Annotated in this window: 18 protein-coding genes; 12 read left to right on the top strand and 6 right to left on the bottom strand. The window is 53.8% G+C overall.

Translation table 11 applies throughout. From position 1 onward, the window contains the following. Positions 1-205: 205 nt before the first annotated feature. From antA to kynA, 10 genes are all read left to right on the top strand, one after another. On the top strand, positions 206-1594 hold the full coding sequence (gene antA, locus ACN06F_RS17845) for an anthranilate 1,2-dioxygenase large subunit (protein WP_433924442.1): 1389 nt from the start codon (positions 206-208) through the stop codon (positions 1592-1594). Between the two features lie 3 nt (positions 1595-1597). Beyond that, positions 1598-2083, top strand: coding sequence for an anthranilate 1,2-dioxygenase small subunit (gene antB, locus ACN06F_RS17840; protein ID WP_038479649.1), 486 nt, complete (start codon positions 1598-1600; stop codon positions 2081-2083). Between the two features lie 19 nt (positions 2084-2102). Continuing rightward, on the top strand, positions 2103-3119 hold the full coding sequence (gene antC, locus ACN06F_RS17835) for an anthranilate 1,2-dioxygenase electron transfer component AntC (RefSeq protein WP_038479647.1): 1017 nt from the start codon (positions 2103-2105) through the stop codon (positions 3117-3119). Between the two features lie 7 nt (positions 3120-3126). Beyond that, complete coding sequence (locus ACN06F_RS17830; protein ID WP_433924441.1) at positions 3127-4266, top strand: muconate/chloromuconate family cycloisomerase; 1140 nt, start codon at positions 3127-3129, stop codon at positions 4264-4266. A gap of 28 nt (positions 4267-4294) precedes the next feature. Beyond that, positions 4295-4585 carry a muconolactone Delta-isomerase gene (gene catC, locus ACN06F_RS17825; RefSeq protein ID WP_089040225.1) on the top strand — a complete coding sequence of 97 codons (291 nt, stop codon included), beginning with the start codon at positions 4295-4297 and terminating at the stop codon, positions 4583-4585. A gap of 65 nt (positions 4586-4650) precedes the next feature. Further along, positions 4651-5625: a catechol 1,2-dioxygenase gene (gene catA / locus ACN06F_RS17820; RefSeq protein WP_433924440.1), complete on the top strand. Its 975-nt coding sequence runs from the start codon at positions 4651-4653 to the stop codon at positions 5623-5625. 42 nt (positions 5626-5667) lie between these two features. After that, entirely contained in the window at positions 5668-6651 is a 984-nt protein-coding gene (locus ACN06F_RS17815; protein WP_051626399.1) for a TRAP transporter substrate-binding protein, read from the top strand. A 10-nt stretch (positions 6652-6661) separates the two neighbouring features. Next, positions 6662-7228: a TRAP transporter small permease gene (locus tag ACN06F_RS17810; RefSeq protein WP_231657885.1), complete on the top strand. Its 567-nt coding sequence runs from the start codon at positions 6662-6664 to the stop codon at positions 7226-7228. Beyond that, positions 7225-8484, top strand: a complete 1260-nt coding sequence (locus tag ACN06F_RS17805) for a TRAP transporter large permease (protein WP_433924439.1) — start codon at positions 7225-7227, stop codon at positions 8482-8484. Before ACN06F_RS17810 ends, ACN06F_RS17805 begins: the two co-directional genes overlap by 4 nt. A 298-nt stretch (positions 8485-8782) precedes the next feature. Continuing rightward, entirely contained in the window at positions 8783-9643 is an 861-nt protein-coding gene (kynA, locus tag ACN06F_RS17800; RefSeq protein WP_433924438.1) for a tryptophan 2,3-dioxygenase, read from the top strand. A gap of 181 nt (positions 9644-9824) precedes the next feature. On the opposite strand, the gene ACN06F_RS17795 is transcribed toward kynA, so the two are convergent. Continuing rightward, complete coding sequence (locus tag ACN06F_RS17795; protein ID WP_038479627.1) at positions 9825-10808, bottom strand: AraC family transcriptional regulator; 984 nt, start codon at positions 10806-10808, stop codon at positions 9825-9827. 204 nt (positions 10809-11012) lie between these two features. Then, positions 11013-12032 carry an AraC family transcriptional regulator gene (locus ACN06F_RS17790; RefSeq protein ID WP_095603409.1) on the bottom strand — a complete coding sequence of 340 codons (1020 nt, stop codon included), beginning with the start codon at positions 12030-12032 and terminating at the stop codon, positions 11013-11015. A gap of 173 nt (positions 12033-12205) precedes the next feature. Between ACN06F_RS17790 and ACN06F_RS17785 the strand changes: the two genes are divergently transcribed. Next, a complete protein-coding gene (locus ACN06F_RS17785) occupies positions 12206-13483 on the top strand; it encodes a dienelactone hydrolase family protein (RefSeq protein ID WP_433924437.1) in 1278 nt (425 codons plus the stop codon). 231 nt (positions 13484-13714) lie between these two features. Here the strand turns inward: ACN06F_RS17785 and ACN06F_RS17780 are convergent, their stop codons facing one another. From ACN06F_RS17780 to hemC, 4 genes are read right to left on the bottom strand one after another with little or no spacing between them, the layout of a single operon-like run. Beyond that, positions 13715-14980, bottom strand: a complete 1266-nt coding sequence (locus ACN06F_RS17780; protein ID WP_038479618.1) for a heme biosynthesis HemY N-terminal domain-containing protein — start codon at positions 14978-14980, stop codon at positions 13715-13717. Next, positions 14977-16476, bottom strand: coding sequence for a uroporphyrinogen-III C-methyltransferase (locus ACN06F_RS17775; protein ID WP_287706598.1), 1500 nt, complete (start codon positions 16474-16476; stop codon positions 14977-14979). Before ACN06F_RS17775 ends, ACN06F_RS17780 begins: the two co-directional genes overlap by 4 nt. 16 nt (positions 16477-16492) lie before the next feature. Then, a complete protein-coding gene (locus tag ACN06F_RS17770) occupies positions 16493-17272 on the bottom strand; it encodes a uroporphyrinogen-III synthase (protein ID WP_287706600.1) in 780 nt (259 codons plus the stop codon). Then, on the bottom strand, positions 17269-18213 hold the full coding sequence (gene hemC / locus ACN06F_RS17765; protein WP_038479611.1) for a hydroxymethylbilane synthase: 945 nt from the start codon (positions 18211-18213) through the stop codon (positions 17269-17271). Before hemC ends, ACN06F_RS17770 begins: the two co-directional genes overlap by 4 nt. A gap of 137 nt (positions 18214-18350) precedes the next feature. On the opposite strand from hemC, the gene ACN06F_RS17760 reads away from it, so the two are divergent. Then, positions 18351-20801: a sensor domain-containing protein gene (locus tag ACN06F_RS17760; RefSeq protein WP_433924436.1), complete on the top strand. Its 2451-nt coding sequence runs from the start codon at positions 18351-18353 to the stop codon at positions 20799-20801. The last annotated feature ends 41 nt before the right edge of the window (positions 20802-20842 follow it).

Genomic DNA, 20842 nt, shown 5'->3' with positions numbered 1-20842 from the left:
ATTGTTTCTAGGGCACAGTTTCTAGGACATTGTTGCGACGATTAAATAGACTAGAACTACTTGGGTGAGCATTGGCGCCGATCCGGACTGCTCTCGGAGGATGAGCAAAAAAGTGCATAGTGTTCCTCCAAGAACTGCATAGTGAAGGCTGGGGGAAGCCTCTAGGGTTAGACGTACCTCATAAGTAATAAAAAGGTAACGACCCATGACTGCATATCGCTCCCCCTCCGACTGGCAGGCTTTCGTCGAGAGTTGTATCGACTTCCGTCCTGATGAAGGCGTTTTTAGGGTTTCTCGTGACATGTTCACCGATCGGGCGCTGTTCGATCTCGAAATGGAACTCATCTTCGAAAAGCAGTGGATCTTCGCCTGCCACGAAAGCCAAATTCCCAATAAGAACGACTTTATTACCATGCAGGCTGGCCGTCAGCCGATGATCATCACTCGTGATGGCAAGGGAGAACTGCGGGCGCTGGCCAACACCTGCCAGCACCGTGGGGCCACCCTGACCCGGGTTGGCAAGGGCAACCAGTCCACCTTCACCTGCCCGTTCCACGCCTGGTGCTACAAGTCCGATGGCCGCCTGGTCAAGGTCAAAGCGCCGAGCGAATATCCCGAAGACTTCGATAAGGCCAGCCGTGGCCTGAGCCAGGCGCGCATCGAAAGCTACCGTGGCTTTGTCTTTATTAGTCTGGACACAGAATCCACCGTCAGTCTCAAGGAGTTCCTCGGTGACACCACGCTGTTCTTCGACATGATGGTCGAGCAAGCGAAGGATGGTGAGCTGGAGGTGCTATCCGGTGAGTCCCGTTACACCTTCAACGCCAATTGGAAGCTGCAGAACGAGAACGGTCTGGATGGCTATCACGTCAGCACTGTGCACTATAACTACGTTTCTACCGTACAGCACCGCCGTGAGCTGGAAGCCCAGAAGCACGGCAGCAGCGGCGATACCCTCGACTACAGCAAGCTAGGTGCCGGCGACAAAGATACCGACGATGGTTGGTTCTCCTTCAATAACGGCCACAGCCTGTTGTTCAGCGACATGCCTAACCCCCAGGTACGCCCTGGTTACGCTGCGGTGATGCCTCGCCTACTAGAGCAGCTCCCCCAGGAGCGTGCTGAGTGGACCATGCATCGCCTGCGTAACCTGAATATCTACCCCAGCCTGTTCTTCATGGATCAGATCAGTTCCCAGCTGCGCATCGTGCGCCCGGTGGCTTGGAACAAGACGGAAGTGATCAGCCTCTGTTTGGGCGTGAAAGGCGAGTCCGATGCTGATCGCGAGAATCGTATCCGCCAGTTTGAGGACTTCTTCAATGTCTCTGGCATGGGGACCCCCGATGATCTGGTGGAGTTCCGTGAGCAACAGCGTGGCTTCGAAGCGCGGGCCACTGAGTGGAATGACATTTCCCGGGGCTACCAGTGCTGGGAGTACGGCGAGACCCACAACAGCCAGGTGCTCGGGATTAAACCGGTGATCACCGGAACCGAGTTCACCCATGAGGGGCTCTACGTCAACCAGCACGGCAGCTGGCAGCAAATGCTGCTCGCGGGTCTCGAGAAGAAAGCACTCAAGCTCCAGGAGGTATAAGTCATGAGCCAGCAGCAATCCATCGAACAGTTTCTCTATCAGGTCGCCGAACTTTGTGACAGCCAGGATTGGGATGCTTATTTAGACCAGTTCGCCCCAGAGTGTGAGTTTCATATCCCTCAGTGGAAGGGCGACCATGAGATCACCCAGGACCCGAAGCGTGAGATGTCGCTGATGTACTACGCGGACCGCACGGGCATTGAGGATCGCATCTTCCGCCTGCGTACTGGCAAGTCCGCTGCTTCCACGCCGATGCCCCGCACGCTGCATCTGATTAATAACGTGCGCTGGGCGCCACGTGATGATGGTCAGGTGCAGGCTAAGGTGAACTGGGTCACTCACTTCCACCGCTTCGGTGAGAGCGGCTACTTCTTCGGCACGGCCAGCTATACGCTGCGTGGTGACGGCGACGACTGGAAGATTACCCGCAAGCACACGGTACTGCTCAACGACAAGATCGATTCCGTCTTGGATTTCTACCACGTCTGATGTTGCTGGAGGGCGAGTCATGCATAACACAGCCGCCATTGTCTTTCGGGACGGCACCACCCGCTTCGTCAAGGTCGATAAGAATGAGCTGCTGATGGATGCCGCTCAGCGTCACGGAGTCAATCTGCCGGTGGATTGCCGGGAAGGGGTTTGTGGTACTTGCCGCTGCCTGCGCGAGTCCGGTGATGTCGATGTCGAGTATATCGATGAGGAGGCCTTGACCGAGGAGGAGATCGCCGAAGGGCATGTATTGGCTTGCCAGACTCGCCTGCGCTCCAGTCAGGCTTCCTTCTATTTCGATATCGATTCCAACGTCTGCAGTGTGGCTACCGAGGTGCATAACGGCACTGTCAGCGCCGTGGAGCAGGTCTCCGATGGTGCTGCCATCCTCGAGATCACCCTCGACGATCCCACTCAGGCATTGCCGTACCTGCCTGGTCAGTATGCTCGCATTGAGGTGCCGGGTAGCGATCAGTGGCGGGCTTACTCCTTTGCCACCTCGGCGGTACAGGAGGGAAAGTTACGCTTTTTGATCCGCCTGTTGCCGAGCGGTGTGATGAGCGACTACCTGCGCGACTGTGCCAAGGTGGGCGATGCCATCTCTCTGGAGGCGCCCTTGGGAGCCTTCTATCTCCGTGAGGTACAGCGCCCGTTACTGATGGTGGCCGGTGGAACGGGCCTTTCTGCCTTCCTCGGTATGCTTGAGGAGCTGGCTGAAAAGGGCGAGTGCCAGCAGCCGATCCGTCTCGTCTATGGAGTAACCCAGGAGCAGGATCTCAGTGAGCTCGAGCGTCTAGAAGCTTTCACCGAGACGCTGCCCGACTTCGCCTTTGGCACCGTTGTAATGACGCCTTCCGAAGCGTGGCAAGGCAACAAAGGCGTGGTCTGTGACCTTTTTGATCTCGACTTCCTCTCCCAGCCCTTCGATGCCTACCTGTGTGGGCCGCCGCCGATGATTGAGGCTAGCAAGACTTGGTTTGAGGAAAATCCGGTGGGCGAATGCCGAGTGTTTTTTGAGAAATTTATCTCTAGTTGAGGTTTCTATGCGCGGCGTCTCTATTGAAGACATTCAAACAGTGCTGGTCGATTTACCGACCATCCGTCCACACAAGCTTTCCATGACCACTATGGCCTGCCAAACCATGGTCATTGTGCGCATGCGCCACTCGGATGGGGTTGAAGGGCTAGGCGAAGGCACCACCATTGGTGGTCTTGCCTACGGCCCAGAAAGTCCAGAGAGCATCAAGCGCAATATTGATACCTACCTAGCGCCGCTGCTGATCGGTCAACCGTCAGGCAATATTCATCAGCTACGCGCCCGTCTTAACCGCCACATCCGCGGCAATATGATCGCCAAATCGGCGTTGGAAACCGCGCTGCTGGATGCTCAGGGAAAACGTTTGGGGCTAAGCGTGGCCGAGCTGCTCGGCGGCGCCCGCCAAACACATTTGCCGGTGCTTTGGACGCTGGCCAGTGGCGATACCGCCAAAGATATCGACGAAGCGCAGTTGCGCTTAGAGCAGCGTCGGCATTGTGACTTTAAGTTGAAGATCGGCGCACATCCGGTGGATCACGATGTACGTCACGTGGCGGCCATCAAAGAGGCCTTGGGGGATCGCGCCAGCGTGCGCGTTGACGTCAACCAGGCATGGGATGAGTCCACTGCGGTTCGCGGTATTCAGGCACTGCAGGAGGCCGGTATTGAGCTGATTGAGCAGCCCATTCCTGCTCGTGAGCATGCCGGGCTGATCCGACTGGCTAACCGTTTCAATGTGCCAATGCTCGCTGATGAGGCAGTACAAGACGCTCGCGACGGGCTTGACCTTGTCTGCGGCGGTTTCAGTGGTGCCTTCGCGCTGAAGATTGCCAAAGCCGGTGGCATGTACGGCGTGCTGGAACTGGCCCATGTTGCCCAAGCTGCGGGGGTTGGCTTGTACGGTGGCACCTTGCTGGAGGGCACCATCGGCACTGCCGCGTCACTCCACGCCTGGGCAACGCTACCTGAAATGGCCTGGGGTACGGAGATGTTCGGCCCGCTGCTGCTCAAAGACGATATCGTCGTTAAACCGCTTAATTACCATGACTTTGGCGTCGACTTACCGACAGAGCCAGGGCTGGGTATCACGCTAGATGAAGACAAGGTTACGCACTACTCACGTAAAGACTGCTCACGTAAAGACTAGTCGCGTACGAGCCGAGGAGGAGAGCGCCATGCTGTATCAGGTAGAAATGACCGTTAAATTGCCGACGGATATGCCCGCCGAGCAAGCGGCAGACATCAAGGCTGCTGAAAAGAGCTATTCCCAAGACCTGCAGCGCCAGGGCAAATGGCGCCACTTATGGCGGGTGGCAGGCAGCTACTCGAACGTCAGCATCTTTGACGTTGAAGATAACGCTGAGCTGCAGGCATTGGTTAGCAACTTGCCACTGTTTCCCTATATGGAAATCAGCGTCAAACCGCTGTGTCGTCACCCCTCTTCAGTGCGTGACGACGATAGCTAATATACCCAGGTGCAACGTTAGTTCTTATTAATAACAACAGCTTATAACAAACAGAGGGTTTCACCATGACCGTGAAGATTTTTGACACTCCCGACGTGCAAGACTTCATCAAAACCGTTGCTGGCTTTGGCCAAACCGGTGGCAATGATCGCGCCAAACAAATTGTGCATCGCTTGGTATCTGATCTGTTCAAGCTAATCGATGACTTCGATGTGACCGAGGAAGAGTACTGGGCGGCTGTCAATCTGCTCAATTCGCTGGGTAGCCAAACTCAGTTTGGTTTGCTGTCTCCTGGACTTGGTTTTGATCACTACCTTGATATGCGCCAAGACGCTATCGACGCCGAAGCCAAACGCACCGGCGGCACACCGCGTACTATTGAAGGCCCGCTGTATGTCGCTGGTGCCCCGGAAGCCGAAGGTTTTGCCCGCATGGACGATAGTCAGGATAACGACGGTGAGACCATGTGGCTGACCGGTCAGGTGCGTGACGTGAACGGCACGCCGATTGCTGGCGCGAAGGTCGAGATTTGGCACGCCAACTCCCATGGAGGTTACTCCTTCTTTGATCCTTCGCAATCTGAGTACAACCTGCGTCGTACGATTTATACCGACAGCGAAGGTCACTACACCGCGCGTAGCATTATCCCCTCTGGTTACGGCGTACCCGAAGGTGCGCCCACGGATGTAGTGCTGAAATCCCTGGGACGTCACGGGCAGCGTCCAGCGCATATTCATTACTTCGTCTCCGCTTCGGGCCACCAGCACTTGACCACTCAGATTAATCTGGCGGGTGATCCCTACACCTATGACGACTTTGCCTTTGCCACCCGTGAAGAGCTGGTCGTCACTGCCGAACGTATTGAAGACCCCGCCGAGATTGCCAAGCGTGAACTAGACGGCCCGTTTTCTCATGTGGTGTTCAATGTGGCACTGGCCAACGTTGAGGCGCCCGAGCTACAGGTGCGCCATGCCCGGCCGCGGGCTAAAGAAGATGAGCAGGATCTCGCCAGTCAACTGGCCGGTACAGCGAAGGTTTGAGTCTGTTTTAAAACCACATAAAAACTATATAAGAGACCCATTATGACTCCTACAAAAGCCTTTCTGAGCACTGCCGTGGCGGCCTCTCTACTCTTTGGTGCCGTTTCTGCCCAGGCTCGCGATTTCCGCCTGGGGGTAATTACACCTCCCCAGCACCTCTGGTCCACCGAAGCTGTGGCCTTTGCCGATACCCTTCATGAGCGTTCTGATGGCGAGCATAGCGTCAGCGTTTTCCCGGCCCAGCAGCTTGGTAACGAAGCACAGATGGTTCAGCAATTGCAGACTGGCGCGCTGGACATGGCCTTTCTGACCATCGCTGAAATTTCCAACCGGATTCCTGACTTCGGTGCCCTTTATGCACCCTATCTGGTTGATGATGTAGATCATGCTGCGCGCTTACTGCGTTCCGACACTGCCGGTGAACTGCTCGACCTGATGCCCCAGGGCGTGGGTATGGTCGGCGTTGGCTATGGCATGGTAGGCATGCGGCAGGTGCTCTCTCGGGCACCTATCGAGAACCAGGCCGATATGAGCGGGAAGCGCTTGCGTATCACCCCCTTTGAGCCAATCCGTGACTTCTATACTGCCACTGGCGCGGCTCCAGCCCCGCTGCCACTGCTCGAAGTCTATGACGCTCTGGCTAATGGCCAGGTAGATGCCATCGATATGGACTTTGATTCTATCTTGATCCTCAAGTTTTATGAGCAGGCGCCTAACTTACTGATCTCCAACCATATGATGTTCCCTATGGTGGGTGTGGTCTCTGGTCGGGTTTGGCGCGAACTCTCAGTGGAGGATCGTGAGTTGATCGAGACCGCCATGGCTGAGCACCTGGAGAATGTCCTGTCCGGCTTTCAGGCTAAGGATGCGGCCCAAGAAGCTGAGATCCGTGAGCTTGGTCTGAATATTGTCGAGGCCGATGCTGAGTTCTTCGGCGACGCCATTGCCGAGTGGGAAGCAATCTGGGGTGAGAAGGCTCCGAGACTGGAGATGCTTCGCCAGGAAGCCGACCGTCTACGTGAATGAGGGTGACGTGATGTTGTCACGACTTTCTGACCGACTTGCCAAAGGAGAGGAGATCACTGCCGCTGTCCTAGCGGCGGCAGTGACCCTGCTGATCCTTATCAATGTGGCCTTTCGTGCCGCCGGCAATCCGATCTACTGGATCAGCGAGCTGGCTATCTACGCCATGATCTGGATGACTCTGCTGATCTCCAGTGCGGTTTTCAAACGGCGCCAAGGGATTGCTGTGACGCTGTTCACTGATCTCTTGCCGACCTCTTGTCAGCGCCTGGTAGGTTTGTTCGTGGACCTAATGGTGGCGCTCTTCGCGCTGATTCTGCTGTGGCTTTGTTGGCGCTGGTATCAGCCACTACTGCTGTGGCAGACCGGCTTCGATATTCAGGCTTTTCAAGGCGAGACCTTCAATTTCATCTATGCCGAGAATACCTCAACGCTGGGTATCAAGAAGTTCTGGGTATGGCTGATTCTTCCTTGGTTCGCCGCTTCCTTGTTGTTCCACAGTCTGATCAATTTATGCCAATCGCTGTGCAATCTTGGTCGTCCGGCATCCCACACCACTCAAGAGGAGGTGGCCCGATGACTGTCGCTGTCTTTGCTTTGCTACTGCTGGGGGCGGTGCCCATTGCCCTGGTGCTGGCACTTACTGCCCTGTTCTATATCTTGGTATCGGGTAATACCGTGCTCTTTGAGTCCTATCCTCAGCAGTTGTTCGGGGCTATCGAGAGCTATGGGCTGCTAGCCATTCCACTCTTTATGCTAGCCGGAGAGCTGATGAACGAAGGTGGGGGAACTCGCCGATTGATCGACCTGGCACGGCTGCTGGTGGGTGGTTTTCGCGGTGGCTTGGCCTACATCAATCTGGTTGCCAACATGATGATGGCGGCGATTATCGGTTCTGCCGCCTCGCAGATCGCCATCATGTCCCGGGCGATGGTGCCAGCCATGGAGCGGGAGGGCTATGACAAGCCCTATAGTGCGGCCATTACCGCTGCTGGTGGCTTGCTGTCACCCATTATCCCGCCCTCGATGCTGTTCGTGCTGTTCGGTGTGATGGCCCAGGTGCCCATTGCGGATATGTTTATCGCCGGTATCTTGCCTGGCCTACTGCTAGGGGGAACCTTCTTTCTGACTATCGCCATCATGGGATTGGTACAGCAATACCCCAAGGGAGAGTGGCTGAGTCGACAAGAAGCAGTGCAAGCGCTGAAGATGGGCCTGCCGGCCATGTCGATACCGCTGATTATCATCGGCGGTATTCTGCTGGGCTTGGCGACTCCCACCGAATCGGCGGCGCTCGCCTCGCTAGCGGCGTTGCTATTAGGGCGCTATCTCTATCGTGATTTGAAAGTCGCCATGCTGCCCGAGATACTCAAACGCACCGCTATCAATGCCGGCCTGGTGATCATGTTGATTGCTGCCGCTGGAGTCTTTGGCTGGGTGGTCGTCTACGAGCAACTGCCGCAAATGGCTGCCGCCTGGATCGCTGCTTTGACCACCGACCCCTTTATTTTTCTGCTGCTGCTGGTGGGGGTGTTGCTACTGGTGGGAATGATCATTGATGGTATCGCTGCGCTCATCCTGGTAGTTCCCATCCTGCTGCCGATTGCCACCCAGCAGTTTGATATTACTCCCTACCAGTTTGGTGTGGTGGTCTGTCTGACGTTGGTACTGGGGCTTCTGACGCCGCCAGTGGGTGCAGGACTGTTTATTGCCTCTTCCATGACCGGGGTGCCGCCTATGCGTATCTTCCTGGCATTGTTGCCATTCCTGCTAGCTAGCCTTATTACGTTGGTGTTGTTAGCTTGGCAACCCTGGCTGACGTTGGCACTCCTCTAGAAAACGGATGTGCAGCATGTAATTAGCAGAGCTCCCTCAAGGTGTGACCTTAAGGGAGCCGCCCACCTTCAAACTATTCATGGCTACTTGGCTGGCAATATCACGGATGCCTTCCATTGGGCTGACCGTGGTCGAGAGGGAGAGGGAGAGGGAGAGGGAGAGGGAGAGGGGGCGATTACTTCGAAATTATCGAGTATTTAAATGCCAGTTTCTTCTTAAACAATTAATAGTATGAGATTGTTTAAAACAACCCTGTGGAGGGTAAATAAAAGCTATAAATATCTTAAATGGAGTGACTATGAGCGATCATGATAAAAAAAACGCTAGCCAAAGCGCATTAAGCTTGAAAGGCGAAAGAAATGTTCACTGGAATCAGGATATCAGTTATGGGCAATATCTGGACTTAGAGCCCCTGCTGTCTTGCCAGCGCCCACGCTCTGACGTACACGATGAGATGCTGTTTGTTATTATTCACCAAGTCTCTGAATTATGGCTCAAACAGTGTCTTCATGAAGCCCATGCGGCCGCTAATAATATTATGGTCGACGAGCTGCGGCCAGCTCTAAAGATGTTGACTCGGGTAGCACGCATCCAAGAGCAAATGATTCAGGCTTGGGAGGTATTAGTTACCATGACGCCAGCAGATTATATTTCCTTCCGTGATAGTCTTGGAGAGAGTTCAGGCTTCCAATCCTATCAATACCGTGAGCTGGAATTTCTTTTGGGTAATAAGCATCCAGGGTTAGTTGAAGTGCATCGCTCGCACCCTAAAAACTATCAGCATCTGACGAATGTTTTAAACGCCCCCAGCCTTTATGATTGTTGTCTTAAGTTATTGAGTCGACGCGGCTTCTCTCTTCCCGAAAAAGTGATTAACCGAGATTGGTCTGAGCCGTATGTGGCTTCACCCGAAGTAGAGGCCGTTTGGGCCGATATTTATCGTGATACTAACCAGTATTGGGATCTTTATGAGCTAGCCGAGAAGTTGATTGATACCGAATACAATTTCCACAAGTGGCGCTTTAGTCATATGAAAACGGTAGAAAGAATTATTGGCTATAAAGCGGGGACGGGAGGAACAACGGGTGTGTCTTATCTTAAAAAGGCATTGGATTTGAAATTTTTTCCTGAGCTTTGGTCAGTTAGAACCACTATGTAGCCAACGATTGGTGGGTTCTATTTTGATAATAAAAATGATGTCTCATGGTTATTGAAACCGCTGTGACTCTTTACCATGCTATGTGCTAAAAGATGATTTATATGCAAAATAAACCATCTTTTTTGGCGGTTTCATTATCGTAGATAAGTATCTGTGCTTGGCACTGGTAAGGCAGGAGCTTTTATTGCAACAGTACAGTGGCCGAGCGCTTTAGGGTTTCCGAGGGCAATTCGCTGAAACGCACCTTGTACTCCTGTGAGAAGCGCCCCAACTGCTGGAAGCCGCAATCCATGGCGATGCTTGAGACACTTTCGTTGGGGGTGGCTCGTTCCAGGCGCTGGCGCACATAGTCGAAACGCAGCTGGCGGAAGTAGGCTATGGGAGAGACCCCGTAGTGGGTATGGAAGTCTCGATAGAGCCGTTCTCGGGAGACGCCAGCCGCTTGTTCTAGTTCGGCTAGGCCGAGGGAGCGATCCAAGGACTCATGGAGTAGCGCTTCTAAGTCACTCAGGTAGGCAGGGCGCCCCTGTTGGCGACCGAGTAGCTCGCTTGTGTAGTTGTGAGGTTGGGTATAGAGCAGGCTGGTAATTAGCGAGTTCTCGAAGTTGCCCCACACCTCGGGAATATCGCAGAGCGAGCCTTCGGCATGCAGCATTTCCTGCAGGTTAGCTACCATCTGCCACCACTCCTTCACCGTTCCGCTTAGAAGCATGCGTGGTTCAAAGATGACTGGCTGTGATAAATGGCGGTGCAACAGCTGCGATAGTTTGTGTTCAAGGGCTTGGCGGGAGAGGCGTACAAGGCGTTTCTGGCATTGCTCGTCCATGCTCAGGCGCAACGTTTGGCTAGGCGAGATGATCGCTCCCACGGCGGCATCAGAGTCGAAGACTTTATCTTGATACTCCATGCTCTGGGTGCCCTGAAGGGGCAAACTAATACTGTAGCTGTGGGTCAGATCGGCAATGTCGACGGTTACCCGAGTGGCGTATTCGATGGTACCAATCGAAACACTGCCTAGGCAGGTGCCTTGATGACGAAAGCTGAGCTGACGCGGTTGAGGTACTTCCAGGCGATGGGGGCCGTTGACTTGGCTCATCCAGCGGCAGGCCGAGTCAGGATGACGAAACTCGGCGGTGATCTGTTGTCGGGTCATAGGTACGGTCATGTTTCCTCCTAGCCTCGCCGCAGTAATCATTATTATGTGGCCTTGAAGCCATAGAGCGGTCGAGGGTTTGTTCGCATGTCGTCTTTAAGTGCGCATTACGAACTTGTATTGTTATTTTGCCACTTTGGTGAAGCAATGGCCATTCGTCTAAAAGTATTGCTTTTAGCCGCCTGAATAAAGACAAAACCGCAGACTTTCTGCTCGCTACCGGCCGACGAGACACCGGCTTCGTAGTGTCTCGCTGGGCGATTCGCCAAATACCTGACGATAACTGAGGCTGAAGCGCCCCATATGAGTAAAGCCCCAGCCCATGGCAATTTCGGTGATTGTCGCCGTGTCGGTGTCGGTTAGCAGCGCCTGGCGGACTCTTTCTAAACGTACCTGACGTAAGGTTTCCATGGGGCTCTGATGGCGAAAATCTCGGAAGCCAGCATAGAGGGTTCTCAGGCTAACACCAGCCACCGACGCCAACTGAGCCGGCGTCAGCGGCTCTTGGGCATGGGCCTCGATATACTCCTCCACCCGTTTGACGTGGCGTGGGGCGAGGCGTTTATCCCCTTGGCGCAGCGCATCGCTGTAGTTATGGGGCTGGGTCGTTAACAGGGTATGGATGATCAATTGCTCAAGCTGGGGGGCAATCAGCGAATCTTGGTGTGCCTCCGGTGACTCCTTGAGCAGCCGAGTGATATAGCCGATTAGGTTGAACCAGCTGGGCGTGTCGCGCCAGTACATTACGGGGTGAAAACTTAAAGGGGCGCGTAGAGGGCGCCCTAAAAAGCGGCTACAGGCATGCTCTAGTGCTTCACGCTCGATACGTAACATCAACTGATCACAATCTTCACTATAGTGCATCCTGAGTCGTGCCGTGGGGTTAAGCACTGAGGCCAGCAGCTGTCCCGAGTCGATCTGCTCGCCGTCGTTGTCAATCCGGGCTTGTCCCTGTAGGGGCATCTGAATCAGGTAGAAGTGCTCGAGCCGCTCAGGGTCGATGCGCACAGCTCCGCCATAGGCGAGGCGGTTATAGGAGACGCAGCCCAGCGCTACTGAGTGCAGGCGGGCAGATAGTTTGCCACCGTGACTCAACGGTTCCAGATGATGTGACTTAAAGATATTGGCGACGTTTGTGCGTGTTTCCTCTGCGGCAGTCGAGCTGAATACCAAGTTCCGATGATCCTCCATCAGGGCTTGCTTCATCCAACGGGGTAGTGATTGTTGCGTTGTCATAAGGATCTCAATTGTTGTTATGTGCCCGCATCAATGGGGAGTGTCGAAAGTCCTTTCAGTATAAATAGCGATTTTCTTGATTCATTTCTTGGCAAATTACTTTCTGCACTCAGCGGATAGAGATGGCAGTTAGCGGATCGTGAAGTGCTTACTTTCTTGTCTAAGGTGATGGCGTGGACTTTAGCAATGACCCGCCAACAACAACGAAAGGTATCTACATGGGCACTTCTATCGAGATCAAGGCGGCGGATGGCCGCGGAAATTTCACTGGTTATCTGGCCGTTCCCGCCTCCGGCAGTGGCCCCGGGATTGTGCTGCTGCAGGAAATATTCGGTGTTAATGCCACCATCCGTGAAATCGCCGACTACTACGCTGAAGAGGGTTATGTGGTGCTGGCACCGGATCTGTTCTGGCGTCAGGCGCCTAGCATTGAATTAGACTATACCCCGGAGGATTGGCAACGTGCCTTTGGTTTATTTCAAGGCTTCGATCAGGAGCTCGGTATTGAAGATATCGCCGCTGCTATCGAGACTCTACGGTCGCGTCCAGAGTGCAGTGGTGCCGTAGGTGCCCTGGGATTCTGTCTCGGTGCCCGCCTGGCCTATTTGACGGCTTGTCGTTGTGATGTAGATGCCGCGGTGGGTTACTACGGCATGGGAATCGAGAACCATCTGGACGAGGCAAAAAACATCCGTGGGGCTCTAGTGCTGCACTTCGCCGAGCAGGATGAATATTGCCCCACCGTCGCCCGCGAGGCGATTGAAGCTTCCCTGGGCGAGCAGGATAATATCGAGCTGTATCTATACCAGGGTGTAGATCATGCCTTTGCCCGCCCTCATTCAGAGCACTACCACAAGCCTTCAGCGCTCATGGCTCACCAGCGCTCGGTGACGGCTTTTCGCAATGCGATGGGACCTCATTACGACCTCTCGGCGCTGTGGGATAAGCATTGCGAGTATGAGTTTTCTACCCGCAACGTGGACGACACCATGGCCACCATGGTGGAACAGCCCTATGTTAACCATATCCCGACGCTCACGGGCGGAGTGGGGTATCGGCAGCTCTATCGCTTCTACAAGCACCACTTCGTCGATAGCAACCCCGACGACACCACCCTGATTCCCCTATCACGCACTATCGGGGCGACTCAGATCGTTGATGAAACATTGTTCTGTTTTACCCACGATCGCGAGATCGACTGGTTGCTACCAGGGGTTGCGCCCACCGGTAAGTATGTGGAGATCCCGCTCGTCGCCATCGTCAAGTTCCGTGGTGACAAGCTCTATCATGAACATATTTACTGGGATCAGGCTTCGCTACTGGTGCAAGTAGGGGTGCTCGACCCGACAGGGTTGCCAGTAGCAGGTCATGAGACAGCCGTTAAATTGCTAGACGAAAACTGGCCTTCCAACGAACTGATGCATACCTGGGGCAACAGCGCCAATCGCTGATCTATTTGTGCGTGCCTACTCGTAGCAATCACCTCAAAACCACTTGATGCTAAGAGAGCGTTTCCTGCTTAATCAGCGCAAGCTGCTCGGTTTTTTACCATTGTACGTCTGAATTAGCTGCTGATGACGCGCTTGAAACACCGTCAGATTTGGCAAAACAATGCGTTAACACGCAAAGAAAAAGGGTGCCCATCATGGGCACCCTTTTTCATTAGCGGCTTGCTAACGACGTTAAGCGCTTTGTTTAACGTCTTTTTTGAGCTCACTTTGTTTGCTGTCATTGGCATCGCTTGGTTGTGGAAGCGAGGGCAGTGATTTAGCGAGCATATCGACACTATGTCGGTAGTAGAGCTGGCTCTTGTTGTGTTCACCAAGGCTTGCATAGAGGCGAGCAAGCTCGGCACATACTTCACCGCTGGGGCGTTGACGTTGACTGGCTTCAAAGTACTCCAGTGCTTTTTCCCACTTACCAGTGCGCAGCGATAGGCGGCCACAGGTCAGCAATAGTTCGGGGTCGTTGGGGCGTTCTTGCAGCCATTTTTCCGCTTTTGCTAGCTGGCGCGCAGCGTCTACGTTTAGTAGGCCGTAGCGTTTTACTAAGCGCGCATCCCAGTGGTTGTCCAGTGAGTGATTAAGCAAACGCTCAGCAATAGGCTCTTCGTTGGCCTGTAAAAGCGCCTCGGTATAGAGCACGATTAGCTCGGTATTGCCGCGGAGATAGTCCGGCATATCGGCCCATAGCCCGCGTACACGCTCGATATTCGTGGGGTTTTTGGCCTCAAAAATAATCAATTCACGGTATGCTTTGAATTCCAGTTGCTCACGCTCTTGCTGAGTGATCAGCTTTTGCGCTGCCAAACGGGGTATTAATTGGCGTAAGCCTTCCCAGTCGTTAACGCTTAGGTGCACTTGCTTAAGAAGCTTGAGGACTTGCGGGTGGTTGGGCAGCTTCTTATCTAGGCGATTCAGAATGGCCAGCGCCTCTTCAGGCTGCTGACGATCAATCATCAGTTGAGCTTGCATCAGACCAATCGCCGTATCAGCCCCTTCGGTAGTGAGCTGAGCCTGATTTAAATGCTCCTGAGACATTTCATGGTGACCTTGGTAATGCGCCGCCAGTGCCGCAGAGAGATAGTTCACAAGAGGTGTGCTGGAATCGTCAGCCGCTCGCACCAGCGTTTTCTCGGCTTTTTTCCAACGGCCTTCGGTTAAGGCAACCAAGCCGCGCACGGTGCGTTTCATGGCACGACGATTGCGGGCACGGCTATTCCAGGTGCGAAAACGTCCGACCGGGCGAATAATGCCGCTGAGCAGGCGTAATGCAAAGTGCAAAACGATGAAGGCACCCAGTAGCAGCACCAAGCCGAACCAGAACGACGTTTGTACCGAGGTATCACCAACGCGTATTAACCAGTAGCCTGGCACCGACATCATCAGGTGCCCGAACAGTGCGCCGACCGCTAAGCCGGCAACAATTAAGAGGATTAGCTTTCTCATGCATCACCTCCACCTTGGCGACGCGACTCAAAGCGGTTTTCAATGAAGCCCGCTAGTGCCTGTTGCGAAGCACTGATGTCTGGTAACTCAGGCTGCACCTGGGTTTGCTTCAGTTCTTGCAGGCGAGCAATAACGCTTTGCGTCTCTTCTCGTTCGGTATCGTAGTAGCCGTTGAGCAGCGCCAGTGCCTTATCGATGCTTGCCTCAAAAAGCGCTTGCTCTTCTTTAAGCAGTGCCAACTGAGACTGTTCAAGAATCAGGCGTAGGCTTTGACGCAGATAGGACTCTTGTTCGGGTGTAATCAGTGTTTCTAACGCTTCGTCGTGCTGACGAATCACCACAAGATCTTTTAGCTCTTCCCCAAAGCGAGCCAATTGACGTTGGAAGGTGCCCGTGGGCGGCTGTTCAATGCTAGAGGTAACGGCGCGCTCTTCGATCTCTTGTGATAGACGTAGGCCAGCAATACGCTCTTGCTGAGCGTTCAATGCAAGATAAATACCTGTGCGATCAACCTGTGGTACGGCGTCCAGGGCGGCAAGTTCGTTAGCAATTTCACGACGTACTGGCGTTAATGCAGGGTTGTCGGCATCGACCAAGCGAGCATCGGCGGTGCGCAGCAGGGCGGCAGCACCTTCAACGTCACCTTCCAGTTGCAGGCGCTGGTTGGCTAACCGTAACAGGTAGGCGGCTTCGGCATGTAGCCAGTCTCGCTCGTCGGTCTCCTGCTCTTGAGAAAGCTGTGCTAGCACGTTGTCTAATGTGTTGTTGACCTCGCCACGATAGTTGTCCAGCTCGCTACGCAGTTCGCTCATCGTGCTGTCTAGCGCTTGGGTGCGCTCGGCTTCGCTGCTTTCAATACGTGATGCTAGGTCGCTAACCTCTTGCTGTGAGGCACTGCTTTGCGTTTGCTGGGCCAGCTCGTCTATACGCTGCTGCTGATTATCCAAGCGCTGCCAGCCTTGCCAAGCAGCAAACGCGACGGCAAGTGCCAGGATAATCACCAGCGCAATGGCGATACCACTGCCTTTGCCACCACCATTGCCACTGTTCGTGGTGCTGTTCTTAGAAGAGGGCGGGACATGTGCAGCATTGCCAGACGCGCTATTGCTAGACGTGCTATTGCCACCGCTCGTTGGCTTGGTGTTTGCCGTCTGCTTGGTACCTGCTGAAGGCTTAGTATCTGCAGAAGATTTAGTATCTACAGAAGATTTAGTTTCAGCTGTCTGTTTGGGCGCGTCGCTTGGTTGGGGCGAGGCTTGGTCATTATTGACGTTCGCTGATACGGTGCTGGCACTGGGCGCGCTAGAGCCCGCTTTATTACGGCGACGCGAGCGGCTGTTTTTAGCGGCATAAGAAGATGCTGCCGTATTGCCTGCTGTTGACGTTTCGCCGCCCGACGCGGCTGACGCGGAGGTGTCGCTCGGTTTAGCGTCGTGTTGAGATGCATCGGCAGACGCGTTGTGTACGCCTTCCTGATCGTTTGGTTGTTTGCTCATCTGTCGCTAGCCCTTATTAAGTTCCTTGATCGACATCGGCACCCTTCGGGTTGCAGGACCGACCCAACGCCGCTGCCAGTGCAGCTGGTGTTGCTCCCGACGCCACCTTGAGGTCACGAAAACCCAGTTTACCGGCCAGTTTAGCTAAACGGTGACTGGAAACGATTAGCGGTTGGTTCAACGCTGCTTGTTCACACCATCTTGCCAGATGTTGAAGCAGTTCGCCGCTGGTAGCGATTAACGCTCGATAATCGCCGGTTAATAGACGTTGTTGCAGGGCAGGCGTTGGCGCTTGATATACGCGTCGATACACTGCGATGCGGGTCACGTTGGCCCCGCGTGCGCTCAATGTATCGGCTAGTAATGAGCGACCACCTTCACCAGCCACTAGCAATATACGCTGATGCGTAAGTGTTTTGAGTGAGGCCAGTGACAGCAGCGCCTCGCTCGTGTCTTCTCCGTAGTCAGGCGAAGGAATATGGACACGCACACCCAGTTGTTCAAAGAGCATGCTTGCCGTCGCACGGCCTACACTATAGTAATCAATGCCCACAGGCAGCTGTGGCCAATAGCGATCGAGCGCCTCGCTTAAACAGTAAGCGGCGAAGGGGCTGACCACCACTATTTTATGGTACTGATCAATATCTAACCATACGCTTCGTTGAACGTGGTCCTCGGGCAGCGGCTCTAAGCGCATAACATTGAGGTGCTCTACAGAAGCTCCCTGAGCACGCAGCGAGTCTGCTAGGGCTTCGCCCCGGTTACCAGGGCGGCAGATCAGTACCGGTTGACTCATACGTTGCGGCCATACACCTCGGCTAATATATCGCCTGCCCCTTGGTCCAATAGGTCCTCGGCGATTCGGATACCCAGGGCTTCGGGCTCATGAATGGAACCGCTGCCCTCTGCACGCAATACCTCCGTGCCTTCTGGGTTGCCAACCAAACCGCGCAGCCAAATAGTGTCGCCTGCCTTATCAAGCACGGCATGGCCTGCGATAGGCACTTGGCAACCGCCTTCCAGGCGGGTGTTCATGGCGCGTTCAGCACGCACACGGGTGGCGGTATCGGGGTCATCCAACGGGGCTAATAATCCAATCAGCTCGGGGTCATGGAGGCGACACTCGATGCCTAGTGCCCCTTGGCCACAGGCGGGAAGGCATATTTCAGGCGGTAAGGCTTGGGCAATGCGCTCATCGAGACCTAAGCGTTTCAAGCCAGAAGTGGCGAGAATAATGGCATCAAATTCGCCAGCATCTAATTTTGCTAGGCGAGTCTGCACGTTTCCGCGTAGATTAAGAATCTGCAGGTCAGGTCGCGCTTCGCGCATTTGCAGGCCACGACGTAGACTAGCAGTACCAATACGAGCACCCTCTGGTAGCTCGTCGATGCTGGTATAGTGGTTAGAAACAAACGCATCGGTCGGATCGGCGCCTTCCAAAATGACAGAAAGACCGAGCCCTTCAGGAAAGTGCATAGGAACATCTTTCATTGAATGAACGGCGATATCTGCACGTCCATCCAGCATGGCATCTTCTAGCTCTTTCACAAAGAGCCCTTTACCGCCAATCTTGGAAAGCGGTGTGTCGAGAATTTTATCGCCCTTAGTGGAGAGCGCAATAAGTTCGACTTCCAGGCCGCTGTGTGCCGCCATCAAGCGGTCGCGGACGTGCTCGGCTTGCCACATAGCAAGCTGGCTTTTACGCGTGGCAATGCGCAGTTTAGTGATGGATGACACGTGATTCTCCCTTTGTCGCTGACAGATCGCGACGAACTATGATAAGTCTCATCATAAAGCACCCAGCCACACAGTAAAAATAACCGGCTGAATTTAAGGCCAGTGCTGTCAGGCAATCCACATGTTTAGGTAATGCCATGCCCCTTGTTAAATCTGAAGAAAAATTAGACCAGTTTTTTTTATTATCGCAAGATTTGTTCTTCAGTATTGATTTCGCAGGCATTTTACTTAACGTCAATCCTGTGTTTGAAACCTTGCTGGGCTATTCCGCTAGCGAATGGATAGGCAAGTCATGCGGCAAGGTAGTGGACCGTCGCGATATTCCGGTTATTGAGGAAGCGTTGGCGCGTCTTCAGTCCCAAAAGAGAGTGCCTTCGTTTGACGTTCGAGCGCTGACGGCCGAGGGACAAATGGTGTGGTTGGAAGTTACCGCCGCGATGGGGGAAGGGGTCATTTACGTGGTTGCCCGTGATATTTCGCGACGAAAAGCCATCGAGAAACAGCTCATCCGTAATCAGAGGCTCTTCCAAATAGTTGGCGAGACAGCGCTGATTGGTGGTTGGTACGTTGATATGTCCGAAAGGCTGCCCATTTGGTCGAACGAGGTATGTCGTCTGCATGGCGTTTCGCCCGGGTTTCGACCCACAGTTGAGGAGGCAATTGACTTTTATGCGCCGAGTTCAAGGCCAAGTATCCGTGAGGTTTTTGAAGCCTGTTGCGAGCACGGTATCAGCTTTGATGAAGAGCTAGAGATCATCACTCGACAAGAAGTAAGGCTATGGGTAAGAGTGATTGGAAAAGCCGTACGAGACGAGCAGGGGCAAGTTGTTCAAGTTCAGGGCTCAACCCAAGATATCACTGAGCGAAAAGCGACGGAACGGCAGCTCACACTGCTGGAGAGGAGCGTTGAATCAAGTATCAATGGTGTCATCATCGTTGATGCCCAGGGGCATGATTTGCCAATAGTTTATGTGAACGCGGCATTTGAGCGAATTACCGGCTACTCCCGGGATACGGTGTTAGGGCAAAACTGCCGCTTTTTGCAGGGCGAAGAGACGGATCCCACCACGCTGGATCAACTGCGCAGAGGGATTCGTGCTCAGCAAGAAGTTCATGTCGTGATGCGCAATTACCGTCGTAACGGCGTGCCATTTTGGAATGATCTATATGTTTCCCCTGTGCGCGATACTGCTGGCGCTGTAACGCACTTCATTGGTGTGCAGAATGACATTACTGCCCAGCGCGAATACCAAGCGCAGCTTCGACATAACGCTTGCCACGATGCATTAACAGGCTTGCCTAATCGATTGTTACTCGACCAGCGACTGGCTCAGGGCTGCCTGCTGGCTAAGCGGTATCACCGCTATATAGCCGCGCTATTTGTCGATTTGGATGATTTTAAACCGATTAATGACACGCTTGGCCACGAGGTAGGCGACTATATGTTAATTGAGGTCGCCAAGCGCCTTGAAGAAGAGCTGCGCCCTTGGGATACCGTGGCGCGTTTTGGGGGAGACGAGTTTATCGTTCTATTGCCTGATTTAGCCCATGAAAAAGATGTCATGCAGGTCGTTGAGCGGCTGCTCGCTCGTCTCTCTGCGCCCTACTGGTATCGAGGCAGCGAGCTGCGTATTACTGCCAGCATAGGAATTGCCACTGATGATGGAACGATTAGCGAACCGCGCCAGCTTATACAGCAGGCGGATCTGGCGATGTATAAAGCCAAGCGGCAAGGGCGTAATACCTATCAGTGGTATACCGATGAGCTAAATCGTAAAGTTTCCGAACGGGTTAATTTACGCCATGCGTTGCAACAAGCCATAGAACAGTCGCAATTTGAGCTGCATTACCAACCGCAAATACATGGCTCCACTGGTCGAGTTTCTGGCGTAGAGGCGCTGATTCGCTGGTATCACCCTGAGCGTGGCAACATTGCTCCTGGCCAGTTTATTAGTTTGGCAGAAGATACCGGACAGATTATGCCGATCAGTGAGTGGGTGTTGGAGAGGGCGTGTCGTGATGCTGTCAGATTAAACGCGAACGCAAGTATACCTATTACCATGGCGGTTAATATTTCGCCCATGCAATTTCAGCGCGCGGGATTTTTGTTATCTATTGAACGGGTGCTTGAGCAGACAGGCTTGGCACCCGAATTATTAGAGCTAGAGCTTACTGAAGGCGTGCTGATGGACAGTACGGAGCACGTCATACAAACATTGCAGGATCTGCGTTCGCTGGGTGTGCATATTGCGCTGGATGATTTCGGAACCGGCTTTTCCAGCCTTAGCTATCTCAAACACTTGCCGATTAACAAGCTTAAAATTGATCGATCATTTGTTCGAGACGTGGTCAACGACACTCGGGATGCTGCGATTGTAGACGGCGTGGTAACCATGGCGGCCAAGCTGGGTCTTGAGGTATTAATCGAAGGCGTAGAGACGGCAGAGCAGTATGCATATCTCAGCGCACGCCATAGCACGCATTTTCAGGGCTTCTACTTTGCTCGTCCGATGCCATTTTCAGCCATACGTAGCTTATTACACGAATCTCCTTATCCGTTTAATGACGCTGATCCCTCGCCGACATGAAAAACGACTATAAAACGGCATGCCGCTGAGTGCGGCGACTC

It is taken from the genome of Vreelandella sp. 21, from assembly GCF_050995515.1.
Taxonomy (GTDB): Bacteria; Pseudomonadota; Gammaproteobacteria; order Pseudomonadales; family Halomonadaceae; genus Vreelandella; species Vreelandella alkaliphila.
The sequence above is the reverse complement of the archived record's forward strand: the minus strand, read 5'-3'. Positions and strand labels throughout refer to the sequence as shown.